This window comes from Pseudoalteromonas sp. McH1-7 (assembly GCF_013366255.1).
Lineage (GTDB): Bacteria > Pseudomonadota > Gammaproteobacteria > Enterobacterales > Alteromonadaceae > Pseudoalteromonas > Pseudoalteromonas peptidolytica.
The window spans coordinates 87,574-110,548 of record NZ_JABWPQ010000021.1 but is presented as its reverse complement, the minus strand read 5'-3'; the positions used below and the strand labels follow the sequence as shown (position 1 = coordinate 110,548).

Annotated in this window: 26 protein-coding genes; 20 read left to right on the top strand and 6 right to left on the bottom strand. The window is 44.2% G+C overall.

The features are described from left to right. Window positions 1-240: 240 nt before the first annotated feature. The 13 genes from rpsJ to HUZ36_RS15450 all read left to right on the top strand — a co-directional run bounded on the left by rpsJ (window position 241) and on the right by HUZ36_RS15450 (window position 9,161). Complete coding sequence (rpsJ, locus tag HUZ36_RS15510; RefSeq protein WP_010376390.1) at window positions 241-552, top strand: 30S ribosomal protein S10; 312 nt, start codon at window positions 241-243, stop codon at window positions 550-552. Between the two features lie 27 nt (window positions 553-579). Continuing rightward, the gene (rplC, locus tag HUZ36_RS15505; protein WP_010376387.1) at window positions 580-1,215 is read left to right on the top strand and encodes a 50S ribosomal protein L3; all 636 of its coding nucleotides are present in this window, start codon (window positions 580-582) and stop codon (window positions 1,213-1,215) included. A gap of 17 nt (window positions 1,216-1,232) precedes the next feature. Then, window positions 1,233-1,835 carry a 50S ribosomal protein L4 gene (rplD, locus tag HUZ36_RS15500; RefSeq protein WP_125251478.1) on the top strand — a complete coding sequence of 201 codons (603 nt, stop codon included), beginning with the start codon at window positions 1,233-1,235 and terminating at the stop codon, window positions 1,833-1,835. Next, window positions 1,832-2,134 (top strand): 50S ribosomal protein L23, encoded by a 303-nt coding sequence (gene rplW, locus HUZ36_RS15495; protein ID WP_095728987.1) that lies wholly within the window; start codon window positions 1,832-1,834, stop codon window positions 2,132-2,134. The genes rplD and rplW overlap by 4 nt, the downstream gene beginning before the upstream one ends. Before the next feature lie 17 nt (window positions 2,135-2,151). Then, the gene (rplB, locus tag HUZ36_RS15490; RefSeq protein WP_010607737.1) at window positions 2,152-2,976 is read left to right on the top strand and encodes a 50S ribosomal protein L2; all 825 of its coding nucleotides are present in this window, start codon (window positions 2,152-2,154) and stop codon (window positions 2,974-2,976) included. Between the two features lie 16 nt (window positions 2,977-2,992). Next, window positions 2,993-3,271, top strand: coding sequence for a 30S ribosomal protein S19 (gene rpsS / locus HUZ36_RS15485; protein WP_010376377.1), 279 nt, complete (start codon window positions 2,993-2,995; stop codon window positions 3,269-3,271). A gap of 12 nt (window positions 3,272-3,283) precedes the next feature. Then, entirely contained in the window at window positions 3,284-3,616 is a 333-nt protein-coding gene (gene rplV / locus HUZ36_RS15480; protein WP_010376375.1) for a 50S ribosomal protein L22, read from the top strand. A 12-nt stretch (window positions 3,617-3,628) separates the two neighbouring features. Then, window positions 3,629-4,330, top strand: a complete 702-nt coding sequence (gene rpsC / locus HUZ36_RS15475) for a 30S ribosomal protein S3 (RefSeq protein WP_010376374.1) — start codon at window positions 3,629-3,631, stop codon at window positions 4,328-4,330. A gap of 13 nt (window positions 4,331-4,343) precedes the next feature. After that, on the top strand, window positions 4,344-4,757 hold the full coding sequence (gene rplP, locus HUZ36_RS15470; RefSeq protein WP_095728988.1) for a 50S ribosomal protein L16: 414 nt from the start codon (window positions 4,344-4,346) through the stop codon (window positions 4,755-4,757). Next, on the top strand, window positions 4,757-4,948 hold the full coding sequence (gene rpmC, locus HUZ36_RS15465) for a 50S ribosomal protein L29 (protein WP_058031280.1): 192 nt from the start codon (window positions 4,757-4,759) through the stop codon (window positions 4,946-4,948). Before rplP ends, rpmC begins: the two co-directional genes overlap by 1 nt. Further along, entirely contained in the window at window positions 4,948-5,205 is a 258-nt protein-coding gene (gene rpsQ / locus HUZ36_RS15460) for a 30S ribosomal protein S17 (RefSeq protein ID WP_125251479.1), read from the top strand. The genes rpmC and rpsQ (HUZ36_RS15460) overlap by 1 nt, the downstream gene beginning before the upstream one ends. Window positions 5,206-5,261: 56 nt before the next feature. Next, on the top strand, window positions 5,262-5,534 hold the full coding sequence (gene rpsQ / locus HUZ36_RS15455; protein WP_167508225.1) for a 30S ribosomal protein S17: 273 nt from the start codon (window positions 5,262-5,264) through the stop codon (window positions 5,532-5,534). Window positions 5,535-5,702: 168 nt separating this feature from the next. After that, window positions 5,703-9,161: a hybrid sensor histidine kinase/response regulator gene (locus HUZ36_RS15450; protein ID WP_176033317.1), complete on the top strand. Its 3,459-nt coding sequence runs from the start codon at window positions 5,703-5,705 to the stop codon at window positions 9,159-9,161. Here the strand turns inward: HUZ36_RS15450 and HUZ36_RS15445 are convergent, their stop codons facing one another. Both HUZ36_RS15445 and HUZ36_RS15440 read right to left on the bottom strand, forming a co-directional pair. Further along, window positions 9,162-9,827 carry a response regulator gene (locus HUZ36_RS15445; protein ID WP_128730417.1) on the bottom strand — a complete coding sequence of 222 codons (666 nt, stop codon included), beginning with the start codon at window positions 9,825-9,827 and terminating at the stop codon, window positions 9,162-9,164. A 97-nt stretch (window positions 9,828-9,924) separates the two neighbouring features. Next, entirely contained in the window at window positions 9,925-12,207 is a 2,283-nt protein-coding gene (locus HUZ36_RS15440) for a TonB-dependent receptor (RefSeq protein ID WP_176033316.1), read from the bottom strand. A gap of 248 nt (window positions 12,208-12,455) precedes the next feature. Between HUZ36_RS15440 and HUZ36_RS15435 the strand changes: the two genes are divergently transcribed. From HUZ36_RS15435 to HUZ36_RS15425, 3 genes are read left to right on the top strand one after another with little or no spacing between them, the layout of a single operon-like run. Then, a complete protein-coding gene (locus HUZ36_RS15435) occupies window positions 12,456-13,760 on the top strand; it encodes a GntP family permease (RefSeq protein ID WP_125251483.1) in 1,305 nt (434 codons plus the stop codon). A 15-nt stretch (window positions 13,761-13,775) separates the two neighbouring features. Then, a complete protein-coding gene (locus HUZ36_RS15430; protein WP_176033315.1) occupies window positions 13,776-14,954 on the top strand; it encodes an E22 family MetX-like putative esterase in 1,179 nt (392 codons plus the stop codon). A gap of 13 nt (window positions 14,955-14,967) precedes the next feature. Then, window positions 14,968-15,723, top strand: a complete 756-nt coding sequence (locus HUZ36_RS15425) for a 3-hydroxybutyrate dehydrogenase (protein ID WP_128730410.1) — start codon at window positions 14,968-14,970, stop codon at window positions 15,721-15,723. 77 nt (window positions 15,724-15,800) lie between these two features. On the opposite strand, the gene HUZ36_RS15420 is transcribed toward HUZ36_RS15425, so the two are convergent. Continuing rightward, the gene (locus HUZ36_RS15420; RefSeq protein ID WP_176033314.1) at window positions 15,801-16,397 is read right to left on the bottom strand and encodes a PLAT/LH2 domain-containing protein; all 597 of its coding nucleotides are present in this window, start codon (window positions 16,395-16,397) and stop codon (window positions 15,801-15,803) included. A gap of 399 nt (window positions 16,398-16,796) precedes the next feature. Continuing rightward, window positions 16,797-17,444: a DUF2959 domain-containing protein gene (locus tag HUZ36_RS15415; RefSeq protein ID WP_125251486.1), complete on the bottom strand. Its 648-nt coding sequence runs from the start codon at window positions 17,442-17,444 to the stop codon at window positions 16,797-16,799. A 115-nt stretch (window positions 17,445-17,559) separates the two neighbouring features. Between HUZ36_RS15415 and HUZ36_RS15410 the strand changes: the two genes are divergently transcribed. The 3 genes from HUZ36_RS15410 to dtd all read left to right on the top strand — a co-directional run bounded on the left by HUZ36_RS15410 (window position 17,560) and on the right by dtd (window position 19,990). Beyond that, window positions 17,560-18,480: a virulence factor BrkB family protein gene (locus HUZ36_RS15410; protein WP_444428395.1), complete on the top strand. Its 921-nt coding sequence runs from the start codon at window positions 17,560-17,562 to the stop codon at window positions 18,478-18,480. A 109-nt stretch (window positions 18,481-18,589) separates the two neighbouring features. Further along, on the top strand, window positions 18,590-19,534 hold the full coding sequence (locus HUZ36_RS15405; RefSeq protein WP_147389194.1) for an alpha/beta fold hydrolase: 945 nt from the start codon (window positions 18,590-18,592) through the stop codon (window positions 19,532-19,534). Window positions 19,535-19,549: 15 nt separating this feature from the next. Next, on the top strand, window positions 19,550-19,990 hold the full coding sequence (gene dtd, locus HUZ36_RS15400) for a D-aminoacyl-tRNA deacylase (RefSeq protein ID WP_176033313.1): 441 nt from the start codon (window positions 19,550-19,552) through the stop codon (window positions 19,988-19,990). Window positions 19,991-20,082: 92 nt separating this feature from the next. Here the strand turns inward: dtd and HUZ36_RS15395 are convergent, their stop codons facing one another. Then, entirely contained in the window at window positions 20,083-20,772 is a 690-nt protein-coding gene (locus tag HUZ36_RS15395; protein ID WP_125251489.1) for a spermidine synthase, read from the bottom strand. Window positions 20,773-20,941: 169 nt separating this feature from the next. Between HUZ36_RS15395 and HUZ36_RS15390 the strand changes: the two genes are divergently transcribed. Then, window positions 20,942-21,841: a bifunctional GNAT family N-acetyltransferase/hotdog fold thioesterase gene (locus HUZ36_RS15390; protein WP_125251490.1), complete on the top strand. Its 900-nt coding sequence runs from the start codon at window positions 20,942-20,944 to the stop codon at window positions 21,839-21,841. 48 nt (window positions 21,842-21,889) lie between these two features. Here HUZ36_RS15390 and HUZ36_RS15385 read toward each other — a convergent pair whose 3' ends face one another. Continuing rightward, on the bottom strand, window positions 21,890-22,912 hold the full coding sequence (locus HUZ36_RS15385; protein WP_147389192.1) for a phospholipase A: 1,023 nt from the start codon (window positions 22,910-22,912) through the stop codon (window positions 21,890-21,892). Between the last annotated feature and the right edge of the window lie 63 nt (window positions 22,913-22,975).

The window sequence follows — 22,975 nt, the reverse complement described above, 5'->3', positions numbered from 1 at the left end:
AATTACTTTATAATAGTTGTTGCATTTATCACCAATATCACTATAATATGCAGACTTTCTTGACCATAGTGTCTTTGAAAGTAAATGAAAGGTCTGGATTTCAGACCATATGAACAGGAACTCCAATTGTGAGTTCAATGGTAGAAATAAATTAACAACCGACTTCTCAGAAATTATTGAGCTAGTCTCGGTCGTTTTTTTATGCTCTTTTTAAATGCTCTTTTTATTTGAGGTTTAAGAATGTCAAATCAACGCATTCGTATTCGCCTAAAAGCTTTTGACCACCGTTTGATTGACCAATCAACGGCGGAAATCGTGGAAACAGCGAAGCGCACTGGTGCACAGGTTCGTGGTCCAATCCCACTACCTACGCGCAAAGAACGTTTCACAGTATTGATCTCTCCGCACGTTAACAAAGACGCGCGTGATCAGTATGAAATCCGCACCCACAAACGTCTGATCGACATCGTAGAACCAACTGACAAGACTGTAGACGCGCTAATGCGCCTAGACCTTGCTGCTGGTGTTGATGTTCAAATCAGCCTGGGTTAATCGGAAGATTAGAGAGGTTTTAGGAAAATGGCATTAGGTCTAGTCGGTCGTAAAGTGGGTATGACACGTATCTTCACTGAAGATGGTGTATCTATCCCTGTGACAGTTATCGAAGCGACTCCTAACCGTGTTACGCAGATCAAATCTGACGCAACTGACGGTTATAACGCGCTTCAAGTTACTGCAGGCGAGAAAAAAGCAAGCCGTGTAAACAAACCAGCAGCGGGTCACTTCGCTAAAGCTGGCGTTGAAGCGGGTCGCGGCCTGTGGGAATTCCGTCTTAACGGCGGTGAAGGTGAATTTGAAGTAGGTTCAGAGCTAACTGTTGAACTTTTCACTGAAGTGAAAAAAGTAGACGTTACTGGTACTTCAAAAGGTAAAGGTTTCCAAGGTGGTGTTAAGCGCTGGAACTTCAGCATGCAAGACGCAACTCACGGTAACTCTCTATCTCACCGTGCTCCTGGTTCAATCGGTCAAAACCAGTCTCCTGGTAAAGTTTTCAAAGGTAAGAAAATGGCCGGTCAAATGGGTAATGTTCGTTCTACGACACAGAACCTTGAACTAGTACGTGTTGACGCAGAGCGTAACTTGCTTTTAGTTAAAGGTGCAGTACCTGGCGCTATCGGCGGTGACGTTATCGTTAAACCAGCTGTTAAAGCATAAGTCCTGGAGATTTAGTGATGGAATTAGCAATTAAAGGCGCTGGTGCGCTTGAAGTTTCCGAAGCTACTTTTGGACGTGAGTTTAACGAAGCATTAGTACACCAAGTAGTTGTTGCTTACGCAGCAGGTGCTCGTCAAGGTACTAAAGCTCAACTGACACGTTCTGAAGTACGCGGTGGTGGTAAGAAACCATTCCGCCAAAAAGGTACTGGCCGTGCTCGTGCTGGTACAATCCGCAGCCCAATCTGGCGCAGCGGTGGTGTGAGCTTTGCAGCTAAGCCGCAAGATCACAGCCAAAAAGTTAACCGTAAGATGTATCGCGGTGCGATCAAGAGCATTCTTTCTGAGCTTGTTCGTCAAGATCGTCTAGTAGTTGTTGAAGATTTTGGTCTAGAAGCACCAAAAACTAAAGAACTAGTAGCTAAGCTTAAAGAACTTGAGCTTAAAGACGTACTAATCGTGACTGAAGAAGTAGATGAGAATCTATTCCTTTCTGCACGTAACCTGTACAAGGTTGACACGCGTGACGTAGCTGGCATCGACCCAGTAAGCCTAATCGCTTTCGATAAGGTTCTGATTACTGCTGCTGCTGTTAAGCAACTTGAGGAGGCGCTAGCATGATCCGTGAAGAACGTCTTTTAAAAGTAATCCTTGCTCCACACATCTCTGAGAAGAGCACTGTATCTGCTGAAGAAAACAACACGATTGTTTTCAAAGTAGCAAAAGATGCAAACAAAGCAGAAATTAAAGCTGCTATTGAAAAGCTTTTCGAAGTAGAAGTAACTGGTGTTCGCACTCTAAATGTTAAGGGTAAGACAAAGCGTACTGGTATGCGTTTTGGCCGTCGTAGCGATTGGAAAAAAGCATACGTTACTCTTAAAGAAGGTAGCGAGCTAGACTTTGTCGGCGGCGCCGAGTAATAAGGGGAGTTAGAATTATGGCACTTCAAAAGTGTAAACCAACTTCTGCGGGTCGTCGTCACGTCGTTAAAGTGGTTAACCCTGATCTACACAAGGGTAAGCCTTACGCTCCGCTACTAGAGAAAAACTCTAAATCAGGCGGTCGTAACAACAACGGTCGTATCACGGTTCGTCACATCGGTGGTGGTCATAAGCAACACTACCGTGTAATCGACTTTACACGCACAAAAGATGGCATTCCTGCTAAAGTTGAGCGTCTAGAGTACGATCCAAACCGTAGCGCAAACATCGCTCTTGTATTATATGCAGACGGTGAGCGTCGTTACATTATTGCACCTAAGGGTCTTAAAGCAGGTGATGCAATCCAATCTGGTGTTGATGCACCAATCAAGGTTGGTAACACACTACCTATGCGTAATATCCCTGTAGGTTCTACAGTACACAACGTTGAACTTAAACCTGGCAAAGGTGCACAAATTGCACGTTCTGCTGGTGCTTACGTACAGATCCTTGCTCGTGAAGGTCAATACGTAACACTACGTCTTCGCTCTGGTGAAGTTCGTAAGGTTGAGTCTGATTGTCGTGCGACTCTTGGCGAAGTAGGTAACGCAGAGCACATGCTACGTTCACTAGGTAAAGCTGGTGCAAATCGTTGGCGTGGTATCCGTCCTACAGTTCGTGGTGTTGCCATGAACCCGATTGACCACCCACACGGTGGTGGTGAAGGTCGTACTTCTGGTGGTCGTCACCCTGTATCTCCATGGGGCGTACCTACTAAGGGTTACAAGACTCGTAAGAACAAGCGTACTGATAAGTTCATCGTACGTCGTCGTACTAAATAATAGTTGAGGAATTGCCATGCCACGTTCTCTCAAGAAAGGTCCATTTATTGACCTACACTTGCTGAAGAAGGTAGAGAAAGCGTTGGAAAGCGGTGACAAGAAGCCAATTAAAACTTGGAGCCGTCGTTCAATGATCATACCTAACATGATCGGATTGACCATCGCTGTCCATAATGGTCGTCAGCACGTTCCTGTGTTCATCACAGACGAAATGATCGGTCACAAACTAGGTGAATTTGCACCTACACGTACTTACCGCGGTCACGCTGCGGATAAGAAAGCTAAGAAACGTTAATCGGAGGGTATGATGGAAGCATTAGCTAAACACAAATTCGCCTCTGGTTCGGCGCAGAAAGCACGTCTAGTGGCAGATCAGATCCGTGGACTTCCGGTTGATCGCGCGCTAGAAATCCTGGCGTACAGCCCGAAGAAAGCGGCTGTATTAGTTAAGAAAGTACTTGAGTCTGCTATCGCGAACGCGGAGCACAACGAAGGTGCTGACATTGATGAGCTTAAAGTGGCTAAAGTATTTGTAGACGAAGGTCCTACAATGAAACGCATTATGCCACGTGCTAAAGGACGCGCAGACCGCATCCTTAAGCGTACAAGCCACATCACTGTTGTGGTATCGGATAGCTAGGAGATATAAGTAATGGGACAAAAAGTTCATCCTACTGGTATTCGCCTAGGTATCTCAAAGCCTTGGGTATCTACTTGGTACGCGAATACAAAAGATTTCTCTGAACAGCTTTTTGGCGATCACAAAGTACGTCAATACCTTACTAAGGAATTGAAAAGTGCTTCTGTAGCTAAGATCGTTATCGAGCGTCCAGCTAAATCAATCCGTGTAACAATTCACACAGCTCGTCCTGGTGTTGTTATCGGTAAAAAAGGTGAAGATGTTGAAAAGCTTCGCCAAGCTGTAACTAAGCTTGCTGGTGTACCTGCGCAAATCAACATCGCAGAAGTACGTAAGCCAGAGCTAGATGCACAATTAGTTGCTGACGGTATTTCTTCTCAGTTAGAGCGTCGTGTTATGTTCCGTCGTGCTATGAAGCGCGCAGTACAAAACGCAATGCGTCTAGGTGCGAAGGGTATCAAAGTTGAAGTAAGCGGCCGTCTAGGCGGTGCTGAAATCGCACGTTCTGAGTGGTACCGTGAAGGTCGTGTGCCTCTACACACTCTACGTGCTGATATCGACTACGCAACTTCAGAAGCTTTGACCACTTACGGTATCATCGGTGTTAAGGTTTGGATCTTCAAAGGCGAAGTAATTGGTGGTCTTCCACTAGTTCAAGAGCAAGAGAAGCCAGCTAAACGTGCGCCGAAGAAAGCTAAAAAAAGTGCTAAGTAAGAGGTAGCGACTAATGTTACAGCCAAAACGTACAAAATTCCGTAAGGTACACAAAGGCCGCAACCGTGGTCTGGCTACCAGCGGTAACAAAGTTAGCTTCGGTTCTTTCGGCTTGAAAGCGACTGGCCGTGGCCGTATGACTGCTCGTCAAATCGAAGCAGCTCGTCGTGCTATGACACGTCACGTCAAGCGTCAAGGTAAAATCTGGATCCGTGTATTCCCAGATAAGCCAATTACAGAAAAGCCGCTTGAAGTTCGTATGGGTAAAGGTAAAGGTTCTGTTGAATACTGGGTTGCTGAAATTCAGCCTGGTAAAGTGCTTTACGAAATGGAAGGTGTTTCTGAAGAGCTTGCTCGTGAAGCATTTAACCTTGCTTCTCGTAAACTACCATTCAAGACAACTTTCGTAACTCGGACGGTAATGTAATGAAAGCTAGCGAATTAAAAGACAAAAGCGTAGAAGAGCTAAATGCTGAACTTCTTGAGCTACTTCGTGAGCAGTTTAACCTGCGCATGCAAGCGAGCACTGGTCAGCTAGCTCAAACTCACGAACTGAGAAAAGTACGTCGCAACATTGCGCGTGTTAAAACGGTTATTAACCAGAAGGCAGGTGCATAATGAGCGATAAGATCCGTACTCTTCAAGGTCGTGTAGTAAGCGATAAAATGGACAAATCAATTGTTGTTGCTATCGAGCGTCAGGTTAAGCACCCGATCTACGGTAAGTTCATCAAGCGTACAACTAAGTTGCACGCACACGATGAAAACAACACGGCACTAGCAGGTGACGTCGTGACTATTCGCGAATGTGCGCCAATCTCTAAGAAAAAATCTTGGATGCTAGTTGACGTTATTGAACGTCCTAAGAAAGCTTAATTTTAGTTTTTAACTAAATTAGACTTTTGATAAAGCCCCAGCACATGCTGGGGCTTTTGCGTTCCTGGATAATTTTTATAAATGGCTATCGAACGTCAGATTTACTCATTCAAATTGAGCAAGTATTAAGTCAAATTGGTATTAAGCACCCGATCTACGGTACTCGTTATAAAAAGAAAGCATCAAGCGTACAACTAAGTTGCACGCACACGATGAAAACAACACGGCTACTCACAGGTGACGTCGTGACTATTCGCGAATGTGCGCCAATCTCTAAGAAAAAATCTTGGATGCTAGTTGACGTTATTGAACGTCCTAAGAAAGCTTAATTTTAGTTTTTAACTAAATTAGACTTTTGATAAAGCCCCGGCATTAGCTGGGGCTTTTGCGTTTCTGGGACGTTTTTTATCGCCTTGATGATCGGTAGCACTAAAGTGTGCTGTCTTTTTACGATACAGTCGTTATGCTAGAAAAAATAATAAAAAATCATCACAGTTATGTTTTCTATTGGACTTATCAGTCTTATTGCGCTGCTGTATTTAGCGCTTTTATTTACCATTGCATGGGGCGCGGATAGGGTAAGTACTAAATTTCGCTCTTATCATGCCAAGCAAGTTACCTATGCCTTGTCACTTGGGGTATATTGCACCTCTTGGGCGTTTTTTGGTACTACCGCGCAAGCTGCAAATAATGGTTGGTGGCTAGCGCCAACTTATGTTGGCACGATTTTACTGTTTATATTTGGTTGGCAAGTCTACACTCGTATTGCTGAAATCTGTCGCCAGCAGCAACTGACCTCTATGGCGGACTTTATTGCCACGCGTTACGGTAATTCCTCTAGTCTGTCAGGGTTAATTTCTCTGATCTCTGTCATTGCAGTCGTCCCCTATATTGCCCTTCAGCTTAATGCCACCAGTGCTAGTATCGGTATGCTAACAAGCGAAACCCAGCTGGTGAGTTCCGCATTTTGGCAAGATAGTACTTTTTACATTACGTTACTGTTGGCTCTATTTGCCATTTTGTTTGGCACACGTAGGCTGAGACCCAGTGAGCATAACCCTGGGTTGATGACTGCAATCGCCTTTGAGTCATTAATTAAGTTGCTGGCGTTTATGGGCGTTGGTGTTTACGTCTGTTTTGTGCTCTTTGAATCGCCAGCTCACTTATTTAACCAGGTAGAGCAGCAGGGAATTACCAAGCAAATAGAGGCAACCGCCAGCCCAACCTATGTTTATTTAGTCCATGTTCTCTTGGGTGCATTGGCAACGCTTTGTTTGCCACGACAATTCCATACCTCTTTTATTGAATATGACGAACAAAACCAATTTAAAACCGCACGCTGGCTATTTCCCGTTTATTTGCTGCTGATTAATTTATTTATTTTGCCAATCGCTTACGCCGGATTGGTGTATTTTAATGGTCAAGATATTGGTTACGATACGTTTGTGCTCGCCTTACCGCTGGGATCTGATGCACCTTTGGTTGCTTTAACTGCCTTTCTGGGAGGGTTCTCTGCGGCGACGAGCATGGTAATAGTTTCAGCCATCGTGCTATCTATTATGATCACCAATGATTTTATCAATCAATTTTTGTTGCGCCGCTCGCACTTAAATTCACACCATCGTGGTTTATCTAAGTTTAATCTGCTCAATGCTAGACGGGTGGTCATTGTTGGCATTTTATTGTTGAGTTACGCCAGTCATCGTGTGCTTGCTGAGGGTAACACATTAGCCAATATGGGACTCATGTCATTTGCTTTGGTAGCACAGTTTTCGCCCGCGATGGTGATTGGTTTGTGGTGGCGAGGAGCTTCGTGCTTAGGCGCGCAATTAGGTATTGTGACAGGTTTTGCTATTTGGTTTTACACCCTGTTGTTACCGAGCTTGATCAGTGGCCTTAACTTCGAAAGTCACTGGTTGAGCGCGGGGCCTATGGGTATCACATGGTTAGCACCGTTAGACTTTTTGAGTCTGGGGTTAGACAGTACGAGTCAGTCTGTGCTGATCTCGTTAAGTGCAAATTTGTTGGTTTATTTTCTGGTGCCATTTATTTCATCAGCACGTCTTGCTGAGCGCTTACAAAGCAATAAATTTGTTATGCCATCCAAATCTGCACAGTCTGCAAACACGGTGTTGAGTTACCACGACTTGGCAGCATTACTGCAGCGCTTTAGCGAGCAGGCGCGAGCACAGCAGCTTGTAGAGCTTCATTTCCCTAAAGAGCCCGGAAACTGGAAACTGCCAGCACCTTTGCAAGTTGAAAGTATCATTGAGCGGGAGATGTCGACCCTCGTTGGTGGGGCATCTGCGAAACTGATTTTAGATGTCGCCAAAGATGAAAAGCGTCAGCCTTTAGAGCAAGTTGCAGAGTTTGTCGATGAAGCGTCACAGGTATTACGTTTTAATCGTGACTTGCTACAGTCGACCATAGAAAATGTCAGTCAGGGGATTAGTGTAGTAGATAGCCAACTGCAACTGGTCGCTTGGAACCAGCGCTATGCAGAAATGTTTAACTATCCAGACAATGCACTGTTTATTGGTCGCCCTGTGGCTGAGCTTATTCGTTACAATGCACAGCGCGGACTATTTGGTGATGCTGATGTCGAGCAGCAAGTACAGAAGCGTCTATCACATTTACGACGAGGCAATGCGTATCGTTACCGCCGCGAGCACCACGATGGTCGCGTGTTTGAAATACAAGGTAACCCGCTTCCGGGTGGCGGGTTTGTAACAACCTACACTGACATCACGGAGTTTGTGAAACAGCAGTCCCTACTAGAACAAGTTAATACAAACCTAGAAGAAACGGTCGCAGCAAGAACCAAAGAGTTGATAGACGCCAACCATGCTTTATCTACTGCGAAACGCCAAGCTGAGCAGGCAACGGAGAGTAAGACCCGTTTTTTCGCAGCAGCAAGCCATGATCTGTTACAGCCATTTAACGCAGCGAGCCTGTTTTGTTCATTGATGAGTGAAAAAGCCCACGGGACTGAACTAGCTGAGCTTTCGCATAGCATCAAAAGTTCATTGGCAAGTGCTGAAGAGCTGTTGTCGAGCATTCTTGAACTCACAAAGTTAGAAGCCGGTGCGTTTAAGGTTAATCGCTCGCGCTTTGTATTATCGTCACTGTTGGAGCCATTAGAAAATGAATATGGGGCGATAGCGAAAGACAAAGGGTTAGCGTTTACTGTGCGGGTTTGTGATGCCATGCTCTACACCGATAAAGCACTCCTAAAAAGGGTGTTGGGAAACTTACTGAGTAACGCGATTCGTTACACTGAGTCTGGTACGATAAGGCTTATCGCTGAATCTCAGGGAGAGAGTGTTTCAATCATTGTTGAAGACACAGGCGTAGGCATTGCAAAGCAAGATCAGGACGCCATATTTCAAGAATTCAAACAGCTGCATAGTAAAGAGCTAGCGCAGGGATTAGGACTTGGACTTGCGATCAGTAAACGGATATGTGAAGTGTTGGAAATACCCATCACCCTTGGCTCACAACTTAATAAAGGCACGCAATTTACCTTAACACTGCCAAGTTATGGAATGCCGACGGATCAAAAGAGCGAAGTAATTGCTGACAAACCCAGTGGTGATGCGCAATTATCGGGTTTGTCTATTTGGCTACTCGATAATGATGCCAACGCACTTGATGCACTATCACAAGTATTGCGAAGTTGGGGGTGTAAGGTGGCCGTAGCGCGAGATGAAGCAGCGCTTAGTGCACTGCAAGCAACGAGTCGGGCTGATATGTTGATCGCGGATTATCAGCTTGATCATGGTGTCACCGGACTTGAGGTAATTACGGCGCTTGCGCTGGACAATATGCCAATCATTATCAACACAGCTAACCACGACGAGGCTATTCGCGAGCAAGTAAGTGATGCGGGGATCCCATTACTTTATAAACCGCTTAAAATACCAGCCCTAAAGCGCATGATTAAACGACTAATTTAGTTAAGCACTCGCTTCATCGTCGAGGTGTACATCCGTAGCCAGCTGATTAAAGAGGATCCCAGCTTGGGTGCGGTTATACACATTGAGCTTTTTTAAAATTGCTGAAACATGCTGTTTGATGGTGGTCTCTTGAATCGACATTGCATACGCAATCTGCTTATTCAAAAGGCCGTCGGCAATCATCGTTAACACGCGATATTGCTGCGGTGTTAGCTTTTCTAAATTACGTGCAAATTGCGCTTGTTCGCTGTCACTTTCTGGCGCGATATCCACGATTTCAGGCAACCAAGTTTCTCCTTCAATAACGAGCTTGATAGCATCACTAATCACTTCTAGTGAGGAAGACTTGGGAATATAAGCGCTTGCCCCGAGGGCAACACATTGACTAATAATGGATGCTGATTCGTTGGCTGAAACCATGATCACTAGTATGTCTGGATACTGATTTCTTAACCGGGCAAGACCTTCGAGGCCTTTCGCCCCAGGAATAGACAAGTCCAAAAATACTAGCTCTGTCTCAGGATGCGCGAGCAACATCTCGAATAAGCTGTCTAAGGTACTGGCTTCTTTAATGGGGTCATGACCAATCGCTTGTGCAGCAGCGTGTTTAAGTGCGCTGCGAAATAATGGGTGGTCATCAGCGATGATTGCTTGCACCTGAGACATCCTTAACTAACTCCTAGTATCCGTTGTTATAGGGTATTTCCAAAACTACATCAAGCGATTGAGATAGCGAGACTCTCTTGTAGCCTCGCTTTCGGTGCTAAAAACGATAACCTACGGTAAGCGAAACGGTTCTTGGGTCGCCAAAGTAGCCTATCAAAGTATTATCACCACCAAGTCCTGGCGTGTATTTACTCATATTACTCGGATCGCTCGGATCTGGTGTCACGAACTGATAGCCTCCTATCATATATTCTTCATCGGTCAGGTTTTTCCCATGAAGACCAACACGCCAATTGCCATCTGTGCTATACCAATTAATACTCAGATTGACTAAACCATAGCTGTCCTGCGTCAGTAGGCTATCTTCCTCAAATAAGACATAATCACCACGATGGTAGTAGCTGGCATTGAATACCCAATCGCCAATATCGCTGTAGAGTTTATAGGTCGCCCCAAGGTTAAAAGTTAAATCAGGGGTGTTAGAAATACTAAAGCGGTCTGATTTATCAAATGTCGCACCCGTGTCTGGGTTAGTATCGAGTACCTCTTCAAAGTCGCTGTCGATATATCCTATCGCGGCGTCAAAACTCAGCGCCTCTGTGGCGACATAGCTCAGCTCGGCTTCAATACCATTTGCTGTAGACTTACCTATGTTGCCAAGTCGTTGGTTTAGATCGGCAGAAGTTGCACCGGGCAATACGGAAATATATTGGCGGTCTTTGTGATCTAATGTGAATAGCGTGATATTGGCTCTTAGATTGTCGTTCCATTCGCTTTTCATACCGATTTCGAATGAATCTACGATTTCAGGGTCTGCAGCAGGCTCTGCGGTGCTAGCTCTGGGGTTGAAGGTGCCGGATTTAAATCCTTGAGCATAGCTGGCAAAGAACATGATATCGCGGTTGTATTGATATTCCACTCCCACTCTTGGCGTAAACCGTGACCAATCTTCTTCATCATCAAGCACTGACGGTACGAGCTCACCGGCAGGGCGTGTATAACCTGGGATCCAATTTGATTCGGGATACACGACATCAAAGACCAAACCATTACTGACTTGTGCTTCTTTACTGTCTTTAGTGTAACGAGCGCCTAATGTGAGCGACCACTGCTCTGCTAAATCAATGGTGCCTTGAATATACGCAGCTTTACTATTTGAGTTATTACAACCACTCACTTCTCGCGTAAGACCGGGAGCGCCCAAGCTTTGTCCTAATACCTCCAAAATTGCTTGGAATTGGCCGCATGACTCACCATCGTAATAATATAGACCTGAGACAAATTTATAGCCGTTACCTGCATGGCTTAGCTGTATCTCATGGGTGGTTTGTTCATCATCATAAACGGCGGGTACATCAAAGATCCGCAATGGCGTATTATCAAAGTCAATATTGGTCGGGGAATAACTATCTCGGCTAGCGCCGATGTATTTTATTGTGGTGGCGTCAGAAAGATCCCAGCGAGCGGTCAAACTATATCCCTCAAGCTCGACTTTATTCCACGTTGGCATACTGGTGTAAGAATCAAATACGCTGTCAGGCACGGGAGCGTCAGTCAGTAAGCTCGGCAACAAGCGGTAACCCCCTTTAGAGTTGGAGTCATCGTCGGTTTTATCCCATGCTAAACGGAAGAACAAATCATCGCCTGGACGATATTCCAAGGTTAACCGCGCAGCTTGAATTTCTTTATTGTAGTTTTCCTTGTCTTGGCCGGGCAGCGTTGAAACCTTGAACTCACCAAAGCCATCTCGATTCAAAGTCGCAAAGCCATAACCTAGGTAGAGTGTATCTTCCACGAGCGGCAGTTGACCTGTGATCTTAAGATCGCGTTGATTATAACTACCAACAGTCCCTTCCACGTTAAAAGTCGCATCGCCAGACATTTCCTTAGTGACATATTTTATAGCGCCACCAATAGTGTTTTTGCCATATAGCGTTCCTTGCGGTCCACGTAGTACTTCAATCTGTTGTACATCAAGGAGGTCTAGTACAGCCCCTTGCGGCCTTGCTAAGTAAATGTCATCGACGTAAATACCGACACCAGGTTCATAACCCCATAATGGATCTTGTTGCCCAACACCACGAATAAAGGCTGTGAGGGTAGAGTTAGTGCCACGGCTGGCTTGAAGTGTGGTATTAGGTGAAAACTGCTGGACTTCAGAGAGTACCGAAATGCCATTTTCGAGTAGATCGGTTTCACCGATAGAAGTCACTGTCACCGGAACGGTTTGAAGGTTTTCTACCGTCTTTCGTGCCGTGACCTCGATGCGCTCTAACTTGCCTTGTGATTGTATTGCTTGTTCTGCTGCCGCTGGGCTGACTTGAGTTGCCAGTATAATAGCCAACGCGATAGCTGAATATCTAGGTTGGTAAATGTTCATCCAGTGATCCCTTTATTATTTTCATTTGGGGCTTGTTGTCACACCAAAGCATAGGGGAGTTGTAAAGTTTTTCTATTAGTACCTTAGTACTAATACCTTGATACGCTAGGATTAACATGGGGTGTAAGGCTTCTATAACCTTAGTACTATGGTTTTTATTGCGCCTGCACGCCACACTGATATTCATCAACAGTATGCCCAACACATCAATTTATAACGGGCATTAATAACAATAAAAGGAAGCCCTTATGCTCAGTATGCTTGGACTGGCAGGAGGACTTGGCCTACTTATTTGGCTAACTCTTCGTGGTGTAAATTTGTTTATTGCAGCTCCACTATGCGCATTATTGGTCGCACTAACCAGTGGCGTTGCTTTATTTCCTTCAGATGTGGTGCAAAGTAGCTTTATTACACTGTATATGGACGGCTTTGCAGGTTTTTTGAGCGCTTGGTTTTTTATGTTCTTGCTTGGTTCTTTATTTGGTAAGTTTATGGAAGACAGCGGTGCCGCTGATAGTGTAGCGCGTTATATTGTTAATAAACTCGGTATGAAACATGCTGTGTTAGCGGTAGTGATTGCCTGTGCGGTATTAACGTATGGCGGTGTAAGTGTTTTTATTGTGGCTTTCTCTGTCTACCCCATGGCGCTCAGCTTATTTAAAGATGCCAATTTACCAAGGCGCTTTATTCCCGCAACTCTGGCTTTCGGCTCTGTCACCTTTACCATGACTTCAGCAGGCTCTCCTGAAATTCAAAACTGGATCCCAATAAAGTATTTAGGTACTTCGCCTTATGCGGCTTGGGAAGTCAGTTTAGTGGTTGCCATATTTATGGCTATTACTGGCTATTGGTGGTTGAAAAAGATGATAACCAAAGCGGTGGCAAATGGTGAGCACTTTGAAGCGAGAGATGACGACCCTGAAATTCATGACCGCCATTATCCCCACCCAATCACAGGTGTATTACCTCTGATTGTGGTGTTGATTTTGTCTTTTACCCTTCATGATGCGCTGCAGCAAAGTGCACTTATTGTAGCCTTGTTAGGTGGTGTACTCAGTATTGTCGCGATCAACTTTAAGCATTTTCACAACATGGGGAATGCCATTAACTTAGGCACCACAGGAGCGCTAGTTGCTATCGGTAATACCAGTGCTGTAGTGGGGTTTGGTGCGGTCGCAAAAAACACTGAGGCATTTCAATTAGCGGTTGAAATGATGACACACATGCCGGGTAATGAGCTGCTTGGCGCCGCTGTGGCGGTGAGTGTGATAGCCGGTTTAACCGGGTCGGCATCTGGTGGGCAAGCCATTGCATTACCTCTAGTGGCACCGCACTACATCGATGCAGGTGTCAATCCAGAGCAATTACACCGCGTTGTCGCTATCAGCTCAGGTGCTTTGGATACCTTACCGCACAATGGTTATGTGGTTACAACCATTCGCGCTATCTGTAAAGAAACACATCAACGAGCCTATTGGTCTATGGCAGCGTTGACTGCGGTCGTGCCGCTAGTGGGGGTTGCCCTCGCATTAACCCTATTTATCTTATTTTAATGGAGTGATACAGCAATGAAGCGGATTTTCCTGTTACTTTTGTTCGTTGCCAGCCATATTCTCTATGGCAGTGAGACAAACAAATCTATGCTGGTTGAAAAGCAAGTTTTTACACTCGCGCATTTTACTACAGAGTCTGGAGTCAGCATTCCTGACGTTACGGTCGGCTGGGAAAGCTATGGCAAATTAAATGCCGACAAAAGCAATGCAATTTTGATCACGCATTTCTTTTCTGGCACCTCTCACGCGGCGGGTAAGTATCGAGAGTCTGACGTATTAGCCGGTTACTGGGATGCCATTATCGGCCCTGGGAAAGCGATAGATACGAACAAGTACTTTGTGATAAGTTCAGATACTTTGGTCAACGCAAACTGGCATAATAAAGATGTGATCACAACGGGTCCTGCCTCCATTAACCCAAAGACAGGTAAACCTTACGGCTTGGATTTTCCCGTGGTGACCATAGGTGATTTTGTTGAAGTACAAAAGCAACTATTGGATAGCTTAGGTATCGACAAACTACATGCGGTGATGGGCGCGTCTATGGGATCTTTCCAAGCGTTAGAATGGTCGGTGCGCTACCCCGAAAAAGTGTCACGTTTAATTCATGTGATTGGCGCGGCAAAGATGGATGCTTGGACCGTTGCGGCGTTAGAGAAATGGGCTTTACCCATCCGCCTTGATCCAAATTGGCAGGGCGGGGACTATTACGACGGGGAAAGGCCACTTGCTGGATTGACGGCCACGATGCTTAATATCACTCAAGACGCGATGCACCCCGCTATTTATAACGCCAGTTTTCCAGACTTTATTGTGCTTGATCCCAAAGCAAAACAAGATATTCGTCAGCTTCCTAAACTCAGCCAAACGCTAGCAACGCGCGCACGAGCAAGGGCCGAAACGCAAGATGCGAATTCAATCTTGTATTTAGTCCGCGCCTCGCAACTATACACCGCAGGTATGCAAGGTAATTTTGATAGCGCTATTGATAAAATCACAGCAAAGGTTTTATTGATGCCTGCAAGCAATGACTTGTTATTAAGGCCTGAGCCCATTCGTAAATTAGCACAGACCCTTAAAGTCAAGAATAAAGACGTGCAAATTACAGAGATAGAAGGCGCTTGGGGGCATTTGGACGGTATTTTTTCAATTCAATCGCAGGCTGACACCATTGCTCAGTTCTTAGCAAAATAATCAAGGAGTGACGATGAAGACAGCGTTGATCACAGGGGCTGCAAGTGGCATTGGTCGCTATATCGCGATGGCCTTGAGCAAACAAGATTACAGCTTATTGCTTGTAGATTTGAATTTAGCGCAAGCACAGACGGTGGCTGAGTCTATCGTCAGTGAAGGCGGAAACGCACAAGCGTTTGCGCTCAATATTGCCAATAAGCAAGACATCGCTGACTTTATCCGTCAGCACGATAACATAGATGTGCTTATCAATAATGCAGGCGTGCAACACGTTGAAGCACTGGAGCATTTTCCAGAAGATAAATGGCAACTATTGCAAGACGTGATGCTAACAGGGCCTGCCATGCTGTGTAAGGCGGTATTGCCACATATGCGCAAAGGCGGCTTTGGTCGTATTGTTAATATCGGTTCTATCCACGCTCTAGTCGCTTCTAAATATAAGTCAGCTTACGTTGCTGCAAAACATGGATTGATCGGGTTTGGTAAAGTATTGGCACTGGAAACCGCAGACAGCGATATCACCGTGAATACCATTTGCCCCGCTTATGTAAAAACTCCCTTGGTGGAGCAGCAAATTACGGCGCAAGCAAACCAGCATGGGATCAGCGAAGATGAAGTGATAAACAATATTATGCTAGCGCCAATGCCGAAAAAGGCTTTTATTGGGTTGGATGAAATTGCCCATGCAGTCAATTTTTTACTCGCAAATGAATCTCGCAACATTACAGGGCAAACCATTGTGCTAGACGGCGGCTGGACAGTGCAGTAGCAGGGCTACCGCTGCAGTCATGTGCAGCGGTAGAAATACCGCAAAAACCACTCAAACAGAGTGGCCTAAACAGTGAATTAACGCAATCTTCTTGTTGAAGTTAAGCCAACAGACTTTGAAATCCAACGATTAAATTGGGCTGTAGCTATTTCTCCAGTACATGTGTCCTCAATAGAAATGCGTTCTACAAACCAGCCAGCCTTATCACCTGCGTTATTACTATTGATAGTGAGTGATGAATTGCGTAGTTGACCACCGTTGGGCATGAAAATATAGAAATCGTCTACAGAGCCTTTTTCGAAGTCATCTCTGCCCGTATCATCTAAATATTTCCATGCTGAAGGAGAGTTCGCTGCCCAGTTGATTTTCATTTTAATATCAGCATCAGTACCTGCTGACTTGATAGTTGAGGTATACACAGTAACAATATACTCAGTATTTTGTCCTTGACAGAATGATGAGCGTTCTAATACTTTCTCGGCTTCTCCATTTCCAAATTCAAAAATATATTCTTGAATATAAGATTCTTCATCTTGGTAGCCAGAGAGTGCCATCTTGCTTTCGAAGTTAGATATCTGTTTTGAAATTTTCGGTGTTGGTAAGTGCTCAGTCTGTTCTTTGGCAAATGAAATGGGTGAGATTAATATCCCTGCGGCTAGTAGCGATTTCAACATATATTTCATCTTAAAATTTCCTTTTTGATTTTCAAATTGTGCTGTTGCCTAGCTTGTGAAGTGACAACGCGAAGAGAGTATCAATAGGTGTTTTTTGTTTCAATATTGTTTCATGGTTGTTTCTTTTATGTGTTTTTTATTGTTTTGCGCTATGCACCAAAGCTCTAATTGGAGGCTAGAAATACGAGGTGGTTCCTGAAAAAGTAGAGAAGACGCCTCACATATTGTTTATTGATGTTGAATAATAATTATTTGTAATTTTTTGTAGGGCTGTGGCTTAAAAATCCTGAGAGTGGGCAGAAGGTTGTGGTCCCACTTTCAGGCTCTTGGCTTTAGTGGTATCAAATTACAGTCAACTGTATTTCAATAATAGTTCAGAGAGCCAAGCACTTTGCAGTATCAAGTTCTACGTGCATTCATCTCAGCAATAAACTTGTTAGAATCTTCAATTGAGCGATTCATATCTGCAATTAAGGCGCTTATATCACGCTTTAGTCCTGTAAACTCACCTTTAATAGCACTTACCGCTTGTGCATTTAGGTTATGTTTAAGATACAGCACATTGTCTTGTAGTGAGTCGAGTACGGGCTGCATTTTTGCTTCACTACTGCGCATAGAGCGAAGTAAGCGTTCAAATTGGCGTTGTGTTTGACTTAATTGCTTAGCACTCTCGCGTTTTAGGTTTGCACTCGAATATTGCTCAAGTTCATCTTGCCACTCGTCAAATAGTGCGTTTGCCACATCTTCGACTTTGTCTATATTCGCACTTACTGCACTGGCAGCAGCAAGACTTGCTTGATAGTCATCATTGAGTAAATTATAGGCTTCTTGTAATTCCTTACCATCAAAATTTATTAGAGTCGTTAACCTATCTAATGCTGATTGGAACTCCTTTTGCGATTCTTGTTGAGAATCTTTGGTTTCTTCTACTCGATCAACGAGTATCTCTCGCTTGTGTACACCAAATTTTTCCATGGTGGCGTAATAAGCGCTTTGGCATCCAGTTACTAACAAAAGTAACGCTACACTCAAGGTCAGTTTCTTCATTCGTACTCCCAGACTATCAAGGGTGATTAATCAGTAAGTGGTCAACGACCGTCATTTTATTACGATTTACCGCTATAAATTATGGGGGGGATTGTTATGATGTGTAAAGTGATCCATGAATATTAACTTGATTATGAAGCAAACAATCACCGAAATGAAAGCTGTTGCCTTATGGTTTTCTCGTGCTCAACCACGCTGGTGGCAGCGCTATGCTAAGCGTTGTGTGGAAGATCAAATAACGGTCAACGCTGGGTATTTAGCATATGTGACGCTACTTTCATTGGTGCCACTTGTTGCCGTTGGCGTTGCAATATTTTCTGCTTTTCCCGGGTTCGAAGAGACCAGAGTAGCAATTGAACACTTTATTTTTAATAACTTTGTGCCTACCTCGACTGATACTATCAAAGAGCATATTAGCGCGTTTACAGGTAATGCAAATCAGATGACAGCCATAGGTGTAAGCTTTCTTGCGGTTATTGCTTTGTTACTTATCCGCAATGTAGATACAACGCTCAATCGAATATGGCGGATTGAAAAAAAACGCCCCCTGATGATTTCATTTGCTATTTACTGGATGGTATTAACACTTGGCCCCGTGCTACTGGGGGCAAGTATTGGGATGACGTCCTATATTGTTTCTTTGGTCTCGTTTGCAGATCAAGGGATCCCGGGCTTTAGTGGTGCAATTATTAAAATGTTGCCCTACTTAATTTCCATGATTGGCTTCATCATGCTCTATACTTTAGTACCAAACACAAGTGTGTCATTTAAAGCGGCGGTACCGGGAGCGTTATTTGCTGCGCTGTTATTTGAGCTTACCAAAAAAGGTTTTGCACTTTATATCAGCCACTTTCCGTCTTACGAAGTAATCTACGGGGCGCTCGCAACAGTACCTATTTTATTTGTATGGGTTTATTTGTCATGGATAGTCGTGCTCTTGGGCGCTGAGTTTACTGTTTGTTTAACTCAAGATATAGAAGCGGCAGGAGTGGATACTCGCTCCGAGTTTGACCCACCAGATGCGCAAGGATTGTAGTGCCGTAAAATATAAGTGACACAATAAGGGTAATGGCTAAGTTTCTTGCTTCAACAAAGCCACTTAGTTATCCATAGATCAGGCTTACTGGTGCGAAGTAAGGGGGATCATGAGCTTATTGTATCAGCATAGCAACGCTTTGCGTCGCTTCCACTTAGCTGTTGGTCATGGTCATCAACTCGACATTGAAGAGTATGGTGACCCTGCAGGCATTCCTATCATCGTACTCCATGGGGGACCTGGGCAAGGTCATTCCACAGCGGTACTAGGTTACTTTAACCCCAAAAAGTATCGCGTTATTTTGTTCAGTCAGCGGGGGTGTGGCAACTCAACGCCAAGTGATATTTGCCACATTAATACTGTCGCCCTATTGAATGATATAACTGCAATAAAAATACACTTAGGGTTGTCAAAGGTGATACTTGCAGGAGAGTCTTTTGGTGCAATGTTGGCACTACTTTACGCTCAGCAGTATCAGGATCAGATTGCTGGAATGGTATTGTGGTCAAGTTTTTTGGGAACAGAGGAAGACTTACATTGGTTGTATGGTAGACACGGCGCACCTGCTCAAATGTATCCTGAACAATATCATAAATTTGCACAAAACCTAGAGACGTTAACATCTATCCTGAATTGTTATCATCAAGCACTTTTTGGCGAGGATGAGCTGCGTAAAAGAACCATGGCAACACGTTGGTGCGAATGGGATAACTTAATTGCTATGGATGGCGACATTGAAAAAATCAGACTATGTAAAGGGGACAAACAGCTCATCAAGGCGCAGCAAATGGTGCACTTTTTTAGTCGCAACTGCTTTATGCAGCCCCAGCAAATACTCTCTCATGGGGAAAGTATCCGTCATTTACCCATCTGGTTTATTCATGGCCGTCATGATTTAATGTGCCGATATGCGCCTGTTTATCAGCTGGCGCAAAAAGTTAACGCACAGTTGTTTATTGTCGACGGTGTAGCGCATTGTGGAGCAACCTCTGCGTATGCAGAAGCTATCCGACGTGCAGCGGATCTATTACTGTGCAAAATCCAGCATCATTAAAAATAGAGGTAGAGTGTGCAAGGACTAATTCAACGAGTTACAGAAGCAAAAGTCGAAGTTGAGGGGAAAGTAGTTGGGCAGATAGGTCAAGGTATAGTGTTACTGTTAGGGGTTGAAAAAGCAGACACGGAGCAAACGGCAGATAAGCTACTCCATAAGGTAAGCAACTATCGTATTTTTACAGACAGTAATGACAAAATGAATTTGAGTCTAAAAGATATTGAAGGCGAGTTATTGGTTGTATCGCAATTTACTTTGGCAGCCGATACCAAAAAAGGTATGAGGCCGAGCTTTTCAAGTGCTGGGATGCCTGAACAAGCAAATACCTTGTATCAATACTTTGTGGCGCAGGCTAAAGTAGCTGGGCTTAAAGTTGCCACAGGACAATTTGCGGCAGATATGAAAGTTAGCTTGGTAAACGATGGCCCCGTCACATTTAATTTCGCGATTACGTAAACAAATTGCTTTTGATTGAGCGCTTTTTACAATTGAGCGCAGGTATAGTAACGCCGCTGAAGCAGCAATAATGTACAGATAAAAGCTCGAGTCTAGCGCTTTACATCAATGATGATATTTGCGTAATCCGGTACCCTCTCGATATAAGGCTTTTTACCGAAATTAGTGATAAGTAAATGCTGAAGTTGCTTTAATTGCGATTCATGGTCGGTTAAAAAGTTGATATATAGCCTCCCGCCTTCATTTATAGCTGCTCGTAATAAGCGGTAAAATTGATGCTGAAACAAGAAAAGAGGAGGCTCTAACTCGCTGAATAAATCTAATACTATCCAATCATAACGCTTGCCCTGCTGTAGTGCTTTGAACACATCAATACAGTTAACATCACACAAGGGATCGCCGCCAAAATAACGCTTATAACAATGGATGACATCAGGGTTGTTATCAATGGTAGTGATATGGCAACTTGGATACGTGGCCTTCAGATAGTCACGGATAGCGCCTGCGCCAAGTCCTAATTCTAATACGCTTGTCGGTGGTGTTGCTAATTGCCAGCGGCTAGCAAATGTTTTTAAGTGGGGAAATAGCAAGTGTTCCGGGTGGTTTAGCTCCACAACGGATTGTAAGGTGTTGTTTATTAGCAGCCATCGCAACGACTTGTCTTGGCGAACCTGAATGCTGTTTCGGCCTTGTTTGTGCCAATATAGCAAGTGCCCTAGCTGGTGGCTATGAACCACAAAATCGTTACTAATAGTGCCTGAATGAGTAATAAATTCTCCCATGATAACATCAGCATAGACGAGGATTTTGTGAATGCCAGCTTGTTCATTAGTTTTTACACTAAAGACTAAGTGTTTTAGCGCATTTTATTCCCTACACTGAGGTTATCTTGTAGGGTGTATTCAACCTAAGAATAATAGCGATAAGGCTAACAAAAAACAGGAGTCAGTGATGTTTGAGGTAACTTCACCGCAAAGTAGCGAAGATTGGCAAGCTTACTATCAATTACGTTGGCAAGTACTTAGAGCGCCATGGGATCAACCGAGAGGTAGCGAACAGGATGACTTAGAGCAAGAAGCAGAGCATCGCTATATAAAAAACAACGAAGGTGAAGTGCTGGGGGTTGCTAGGCTCCACTTCAATAATCATCAGCAAGCTCAAGTACGATATATGGCTGTGGCTGAAGGGCATAGAGGCCATCATTTAGGTAGTCGTTTACTGCACGAGTTAGAGATCATCGCTTGGACTCAAAAAGCGCAAGAGTTAGTTTTATTTGCGCGTGAACGAGCCTTATCATTTTACCAGCGCCACGGCTATGAAGTAGTCGAGAAAGCGCATTTAGCCTACGGTGATGTTCAGCATTGGAAAATGGTTAAACAGCGGCCAACTGAACCTGGTTGGTTTAGACAACCAGACTGGACACATGTACTGCAAAATACATGGCGTGAGTCTATCCCCATCAGTGACGCCATGGGTATTAAAGTAGAAAGCTATACTGACTGGCAGTTTTCTACCAAGGCAGACTTAAAAGCGAACTTAAACTTACACAACTCAATGTTCGCAGGTTCCATTTACAGTATGGCGACGTTAACGGGTTGGGGAGCAACATACTTAGCGCTCAAAGAGCTTGGGCTTGAAGGTGATATAGTGTTGGCAGATGCTAATATCAAGTACTTAAAACCGCTAACAACAGCGCCTGCGGCGACAGTAACCATTGCAGACTGTGAAGGTGACCTACAAGCTTTGGTAAGTGATGCAAAGGCTAAGTATGTCGTGCCAGTAAATGTTTATGATGGAGATGTTCTAGTTGCCAAGTTTGAAGGGCAGTTTGTGGTGATAAAGCCACAATAAATAGAGCTGAAGTTAAAGCTCTGGTGATGCGCCAGAGCTTTTAAACCATTAGAGTATGTCTGTTAATAACACCCCAATGCCAAACCTTTGCGTATGCGTGTTGTAGTCAATTAGGCTTTCGCCATAACCATTGAAGTACTGTGCATAGCCACGTAATCTTCCCCAAATAGGGAAGGACCAATCCAATTGAATAGCACCTCGGTTGTCACTGCGTAAGTTATTACGCCACATGATGCCAAATTCGTGATCCTCATAACGATATACGCTGTTAAACTCAAAATGTCCGAGATATTCATCAATATTAGGGTTATCGTCACCGCGTGGATCTAATGGATCGTCTTTCGTGTTTTCAGGTAGTCGATACCAAGGCTTGAAGCTAAATACAAAGCCTCGATTCTCCCATATAAAGTTAGCATAGATACGGTTCCAAGAACGCGAGTTAGGTTGACTACGACCATTTGATTGATGAGAAATACCAAGTACAAAGGCCATCTCATCACCCCAAAGTACATTCTCGTCATCTAAAAAGTTGATCCAAAAGATTTCTGGTTCATAGTTGGTTTCACGAAAGGGCGAAGAGACATCTTTGTTGTAGACTTGCCAGTATGATTGCAGTGTGAAAGCAAAATAGATAGCCTGATCTTTGTCAGAAAAGCTCTTATAAATGGGTGCTTTCAATGAAATTTGATACTTAGCCTCAAAGTTATCAATTGGTTCCCCCTCTTCATCGTCAATCGCTTTTAAACCGTCAAAAGGTCGGCTATTTACATTGGTCATATAGGAAACTGGTAAGATGTAATTGCGCTTATGTGGCGTAAGGACATTCCGGTTTTTTTCTGTGACACGTTCCCGCGCCATACGTTTATCGAGTTGACTTAAGTTTTTATCGGCGTCTGCTTCTGCACATTCTTGACGAACTTGTTCAATGGTTTTGTCTTTTTCACCGGTTAAGACCGCGTTGAGTACGCATTGTTTAACAAGGTCAATTTCATCTTCTTGCTGTGTATCTTGAGCGTAAAGCGGTAACGCCAATAACGCCAAAGCGGGTAGGGATAGGTGTGTCAGTTTCATTATCTTTGCGCCGAGAGTGAGTACAATTGATTACATTATTAACCAATGATAATGAAAGGGAAA